General features: G+C 47.7%; 6 protein-coding genes. 2 read left to right on the top strand and 4 right to left on the bottom strand.

Going from position 1 to position 6843, the window contains the following annotated elements:
* Positions 1–994, top strand: a 994-nt coding sequence (locus F3H20_RS15110; RefSeq protein WP_149735742.1) for a BclA C-terminal domain-containing protein, incomplete at its 5' end; no start/stop codon positions are given.
* A 159-nt stretch (positions 995–1153) separates the two neighbouring features.
* Here F3H20_RS15110 and F3H20_RS15105 read toward each other — a convergent pair.
* A complete protein-coding gene (locus tag F3H20_RS15105; protein ID WP_149735741.1) occupies positions 1154–1513 on the bottom strand; it encodes a cupin domain-containing protein in 360 nt (119 codons plus the stop codon).
* A gap of 9 nt (positions 1514–1522) precedes the next feature.
* Complete coding sequence (locus tag F3H20_RS15100; RefSeq protein ID WP_149735740.1) at positions 1523–2437, bottom strand: DMT family transporter; 915 nt, start codon at positions 2435–2437, stop codon at positions 1523–1525.
* Between the two features lie 163 nt (positions 2438–2600).
* Between F3H20_RS15100 and F3H20_RS15095 the strand changes: the two genes are divergently transcribed.
* Positions 2601–3161: a helix-turn-helix domain-containing protein gene (locus tag F3H20_RS15095; RefSeq protein ID WP_149735739.1), complete on the top strand. Its 561-nt coding sequence runs from the start codon at positions 2601–2603 to the stop codon at positions 3159–3161.
* Positions 3162–3254: 93 nt separating this feature from the next.
* On the opposite strand, the gene F3H20_RS15090 is transcribed toward F3H20_RS15095, so the two are convergent.
* Together F3H20_RS15090 and F3H20_RS15085 are read right to left on the bottom strand one after the other, a co-directional pair.
* A complete protein-coding gene (locus tag F3H20_RS15090) occupies positions 3255–4070 on the bottom strand; it encodes a D-alanyl-D-alanine carboxypeptidase family protein (protein ID WP_149735738.1) in 816 nt (271 codons plus the stop codon).
* A gap of 184 nt (positions 4071–4254) precedes the next feature.
* Entirely contained in the window at positions 4255–6474 is a 2220-nt protein-coding gene (locus F3H20_RS15085; RefSeq protein WP_188128360.1) for a HelD family protein, read from the bottom strand.
* Between the last annotated feature and the right edge of the window lie 369 nt (positions 6475–6843).

Raw genomic sequence — 6843 nt, 5'->3', positions numbered from 1 at the left:
GGGCTCTACTGGAATGATCGGTAGCACAGGAGAAACCGGAATCACTGGGGCTACCGGTATCACAGGCCCTGCTGGTGAAACAGGTGTGACCGGAGAAACTGGGGTAACCGGACCAACCGGTACGACAGGCGCCACTGGTGAAACGGGCACTACCGGAATGACTGGCGATACCGGAGAAACCGGGGTCACTGGGGCGACAGGTATCACTGGTCCTACCGGTGAAACTGGTGCCACTGGACCAACTGGTATTACAGGCGATACTGGTGAAACAGGCACTACCGGGATGACTGGTAGCACCGGTGAAACTGGTGTTACCGGTGCTACTGGTATCACAGGCCCTACTGGCGAAGCGGGTGCTACCGGACTGACCGGCAGTACTGGAGAAACCGGAGCGACCGGTACCACTGGAACTACTGGCGAAACGGGCGCTACTGGAATGACCGGCAGTACTGGTGAAACCGGCCCTACCGGGTTGACCGGCACCACCGGAGAAACGGGCCTTACTGGACCAACTGGCACCACTGGCCCTACCGGTGACATCGGAGCAACCGGAGCGACTGGAGTAACCGGAGCGACCGGTACCAATATAACAGCAACGCATGGTTTTGCCGCTAATACCTCTGGCTCCATTATCGCCGTAATACTTGGCGGCACGGCCATACCTCTACCAAACAATCAGGTATTGAGCGGCGTCACCGTCAACGGCAGCAATACGGTATTCACCGTCGCATCTTCAGGTGACTATTTTATCTCCTATCAGATCAATTTATCGGCCTCCCTGCTGGTAGATAGCCGGTTGCTTATTAACGGCACGGCAAATACAGCCTCCACTATTGCACCTGCACTTTCTCTCTCCACCTTTAATAATGCACTGATTGTCAATTTACCCGCCAATTCAACTATTACCCTGCAGCTGTTTGGGCTGCTTGGGGCGGCAACCTTGCTAAGCGGCAGTGCTGGAGCCGCTTTGTCTATAATAAGATTAAGCACCTGACAGGCAGCTTAAAACTTCCTGCCAGGTACAAAAAAATCCGGGAGCCAATTGCCTCTCGGATTTTTTTGCTACGTCAAGTTAGCTGCACCCCATTGTTCAAAACTATTTTCACGTAATCATAAGGCAGCAAGTATTACAAATACACACATAACCCATACATTATATTTTTTCCAGCGTTTCCATCGTCCGGTCATTTATTATGTTACCAGTATTTAAAGTCGCTTTAGGTTCTATCAGCATCACATAGACTTCCTCATCAGCAACCGGCATATGCTCAATGCCTCGCGGAATAATGATGCACTCGCCTTCTTGCAACAGAACAGCTTTATCCCTGAATTTGATTGTCAAGCTGCCTTTCAGCACATAAAACATTTCATCTTCTTTCTGGTGAGTATGCCAGATAAAATCCCCTTTGAATTTTGCAATTTTCACGTAAGAGTCATTAACTTCCCCAATAATCCGGGGACTCCAGTACTCGTTAAACAGATTTAGTTTTTCCTTTATGTTAACTTTCTCCATCTATGCACCTCACAATTTTTTAATAACGGATTTGTTATCCAATCTTGAGTGCTTTGGGGGCTGCCTCAAAAATAAAGCCAAGCCCGTCAGGATTGTTCCTATACCAATCTGCTGTTGCAATGAGATAGTCTCATTAAGAATAAAATAAGCCAGGATGCAGTTCCCTATCACCTCCCCCAAAATAGCCATGGAAATAACCGTTGTAGATACCCACTTTAGCAACCAATTAAAAATCAATTGTCCAAGAATCGTGGCGATCAACGCCAATCCAATAAAAGCGCCCCAGGCTGGTAAAGGATAATCAACGAAAGAAACCTGTTGGGTAACAGCATAGCTTGCTAAAAATAACGCGCTGCTCACATACCCCAGCAAGGAAAAGGGAATAACGGATAAGTTTTTTCGCAGAAATTGGCCGGTAAAAAAATAAGCGGTGATCAGACCCGCAGCAAGGAACGCCAGCAAATCGCCAAATAACGCCGTACCACTGATCTGAAAATCTTCCCAGCCAATGATGATGCATCCGATTATAGCAATAAGGCACCCAGCGATTGCTCTCTGGCTCAAACGCTCCTTAAATAGAAAATAGCCCCCTGCGAGCGAGAAAAGAGGCTGTAATGTAACAATGACAGTTGAACTTGCCACGGAGGTATAGCGCAACGATTCGAACCACAATACATAATGTACAGCTAAAAATAAACCTGACAATAGCCCCCAGCCCCACTGCTTTGGGGAGAGATCTAGCAACGCCTGCCGGTTTTTCTTACTGAATAAAAAAGCTGGCAAGAGTAGCAAGGCCGCAAAAAACAGACGATAAAACGCCGTAATGCAGGAAGGGGCATTCGCTAATTTTACAAATATGGCAGAGGTGGATAGCGAGAACACTCCAAAAAATAAAGCTGAATACAAAAAGAGCCGCGACTTCATAGAAACAACCTCTCCACTTGTACTTCATAAAAGACAAGATATGATATAATGTACAAAACTATTATAATATATTTACCACAAGAAGACAGTGTTTAGCTTGTATTTCCAGTATGTCAGCACAAAAGGGCAAAAAGATATACTATTATGGAAAGGAAATCAGACTATGAATCAGCATCGTTTAGGCCAGACGGTTTTAAGCTATCGCAAGAAAAAGGGAATGACAATTCGCGAATTTGCCGATTATTCCGGTATCAGCACGTCACTGATCAGCCAAATTGAGCGCGGCCAGGCCAATCCGTCCCTAAACGTATTGGAATTAATCGCACAGGCCTTAAATGTGCCGCTCTATACCCTGTTTATTAATGCTATTGATACGAAATCACTTATTTCAAAGAAACAAGACCGCAAAAAAATCTATCGTGAAAACAATGACCATATTGTTTATGACGTATTAACACCAGACTTTATGAAAGCCCATATCGAATTATTAATGATGGACTTAAATGCCTACGCCAGAACCACGGAAAGCTATTATTCCCATGCTGCTAAAGAGGAAATTGCCGTTGTCATGAAGGGAACGGCGTATGTCGAATTGGAAGGCGTCGAATACCTTTTAGATGAAGGCGATGTTGTCCGCATTCCCCCGAAGGTAAGACATAGATTTTTAAATAAAGTTGATCAGACAAGTCACGTTTTATTCGTGCTTACGCCTGCGCTTATTTAACCAGCCATACTGCCTGACGGTCTTGAGATAGGTTATCTTTAAGCAAAAACTCCCTTCCGATTACAGGAAGGGAGTTTTTGCGGCTGATTCAGCTTACAACCCCAATTGCTGAAATCCGTAATCCAGCAACTGGGCCGCATCGGTCCAGCGTTCATCATCATTAAGTACGACGGCGATTAATTCGACATTGCCCCGTTTGGCAGCAGCCACCAAGCAGTCTCCGGCATCATTGGTCACGCCGGTTTTTACGCCGTTAGCGCCCGGATACTTACCCAGTAGCTTATTGGTATTGGTAACATGCAGAGTGGGCTTATTCAAAAAATGTACGTCATAGGCCTGAGTGGAAACTATTTTGGCAAATACCGGATTCTTCAGACCATAGGCTGCAATTAAGCCCAGATCGTAGGCTGTCGTATAGTGATTAATCGGGTCAGGCAGACCATGTGGGTTGGTATAATGCGTACGGGTTGCACCGATTTTTGCCGCCTCGTCATTCATCAGGTTCACGAATCCCGCCACCGATCCGCCTACCGTTTCGGCCACCGCCTCAGCGGCATCGTTACCGGAAACCAGCATCATCCCAAATAAGGCCTCCTGCAGAGTCAACCTGTCACCGGCACTCAGGTCCAGACTGGAGCCTTCACATTGGGCAGCTTTCTTACTGACTGTGACTATGCTATCCAGCTTGCCTCGCTCTAACGCGGTAATCAGCGTCGTCATTTTGGTTGTACTGGCCGGATACATAATGGCATGAGCTTGTTTGTCGTATAAAACCCGGTTATCATCCGCCACCATCACTACGGCAGCTTCAGCCAATATGTTCGGTGGCTGTACTGCCGTCGCAGCCAGCGCCGTAGAACCTAGCATAAAAAGGAATAATAAGGAAAATATGAAGATCTTTTTACTCATCGGGGTTCCTCCTAGAATTAGTTCCTTGCATCACCTAACTACATGAATCATCCTGCGGCCTTTTCCGTCCCGTTTTGTTGTCGTTGCTTGGCATATGTCCGATATGCGCAGTCTCTCCGCCCTGGGAACGAAAAATCACCCGCAAATCTAATTTACATCTTCAAGGTTGACGGATCACTAATTTTTAATTATTTTCTTCCCACATAACATCGTATAGCGACGTATCCAGTTCCGCCACAAAAGGCGTAAGCGCGTCAAAGTGAAACAGGCACAATTGATGCAGCGCCCTGGTGCAGACAGTATAGAAAAGATTGCGTTCCTCCGGCCGGCCATACTGCGTCTGCTCCGCCTGAACGACCAACACAGCGTCAAACTCCAACCCCTTGGCCAAATAAGAGGGGATGACAACAACGCCACGCCGGAACCGGTCATCCTCTGATAAAATTACATGCGCCGGTAGGCGCTCACTTACAGCTTGGTGCACCAGCATCGCCTGCCGTGCCGTTTTGCAGATCAGAGCGATAGACTGCCAACCCTCTCGCTGTAAGACTTGAACGGCGCGCAGCCAGGCGTTGGTGCCGTCTGCTTGCCGCTGCCGCACCACCCGCGGCTTACCGCCAAACCGCAAAACAGCCTCTGTCTTTTCGGTCGCCGGCAATAAGGCCTGGCAAAAGGCGTGGATCTCACAAGTCGACCGGTATGCCCGCTTTAACGTGTAAAAATAAGAGCCTGCTTGCTGCAAAATCCGACTGACCTCAGCAAAATCAGCCGTTGTCAAATACGGATGAACTGCCTGCGCCGGATCGCCCAGGATGGTCCACCGGCTGGCGGGAAATAGCTGCTTAATGATCTTATATTGCAGGGCGGTATAATCCTGAGCCTCGTCCACTACTACATGCCGTATTTCCCGGTTAGCCGGAAAGCCCTCCAGCATACCCAACAGATAAAGATATCCAAAAGAATCTTCATAGGTAACCCGCCCGGCCTGCAATTCTCGCAAAGTCTGCCGGCAAATCTCCTGCCATGTCTGCGGCAACAGTGCCGCCACCTCGCGGTTGTTTAGAAACTCTTCACACGTAAAGAGTGCCTTATACAAAGACAGCGCATGCAATTCCGTCAGTTTATGTATGATTTCGTACAGCGGGGCAGCCGCCTCCCCGGCGGCAAGACGGGCCATGGCTTCTACCGTCTTGGCGTTCACTTCATTGCCGCTTTCCGTTATTTCTTTTATTTTTTCCTGCCGTAGTCGCTGTATCGCTGACTGGAGCTTGTTTTTTATCAACTGCCGGATTTTTTTCAATCTCCGTCCCGCCGGCAAATGGGCCAAGTTATGGAAAAAGTGCTTTTTCCACTCTCCCTTGCTAAAAATAACTTCCCCGTTAAACCGTATGGGGGGATGTTCCCGAACCAGATTTCCCTGCAGAAAGCCCACATAGCAATCCAATAGTTTTACAAAAGCCGCCGAAGACTTGTAGCGGATATTTTCCACCTTCATCGCCCAACCGGCCTGCTTGTCGCCCAAAAGCCATTCCAATTGCACCGAACGATCTTCCAACGCCAGTTCCTGTCCCACACCGGTATCTTTCACATAATCCTGAAAGGTGGTTTGCAGTACGTTCTCTTCCCCAATTTCCGGCAATACGTCAGCAATATAATCACTGAAAATATGGTTGGGCGAAAATATAATCACATTCTTGGATGACAGATGCTCCCGTTCATGGTATAGGAGATAGGCAATGCGGTGCAGCGCAATCGACGTTTTCCCGCTGCCGGCCGGGCCCCGGACAAACAACACCGGATGTCCCACATCCCGCACAATCTGATTTTGCTCCCGCTGAATGCTTGTCACTATGGTGTGCATCCTGGCGTCGGAGCTTTTGCTGAGCACGGCCTGCAGCATTTCGTCTTCGATGGTTATATCAGCGTCAAACATATACTTCATGATACCATTGACAATTTTAAACTGCCGCTTAAGCCTGATCTCTCCCTCAATCCGGCCGGCCGGACATTCATACCAAGCTTTGCCCCGTTCAAAATCATAGAACATACCTGCTACCGGCGACCGCCAGTCATACACCAGCAGTTCTCCGCTGCCAGAGTGACTTAGACTGGAAATACCGATATAGATGCGTTCGGCTTGATCACTGCCCGACTGAGGTTCCCAAAAATCAATCCGGCCAAAATAAGGGGAATCGGCCATTCGCTGCAACCGGCTGTATTTTTGGTGAACCAGTGCCGTCAGTTTTTTCTGCCGGTCCATTTCCTCAATAAACTGCGCTTCATCACAGGCGCTGCTGCCCAGGTTTCCCCAGTAATCGGCAAGCGTACCTTTCAGTTGCTGCTGTGAATCGGTGCATTGGCTGCCGCTGGCTGCCAGTTGTCTTTTGATATGCCCTATTGTCATGCTCAGTCTCTCGAGCTCATATTCCCGCTCTTTGTTGTCCATAAACACTCACTTTCAGTCCCTATTTTTTAAAAAACTGCTCCAATACGCTTTTCATCTCCCATAAAACTATGCCACTCAGGCTCAATCCATGTTAGAAATATAATCACACAAATCGCAAGCCCTGTTTACACCTGTAACCATACAAACAGCTCCAACAAAAAAAGACGCCCTACTTAACAAAACAGTTGAGCTGGCTGCCCGACTCAAACAGGTAATTTTACAATCAAGTTTACTGGGTAAATCACTCTCTGATACACTATATTAAATTAAACAACTTTTGTTAAAATCCTGTAATCGATAAAATCCTATTCATGATTATCTTCCTAC

It is taken from the genome of Propionispora hippei DSM 15287, from assembly GCF_900141835.1.
Taxonomy (GTDB): domain Bacteria; phylum Bacillota; class Negativicutes; order Propionisporales; family Propionisporaceae; genus Propionispora; species Propionispora hippei.
Note: the sequence above shows the minus strand (reverse complement) of the source record. Positions and strands in the feature narration are given on the sequence as shown.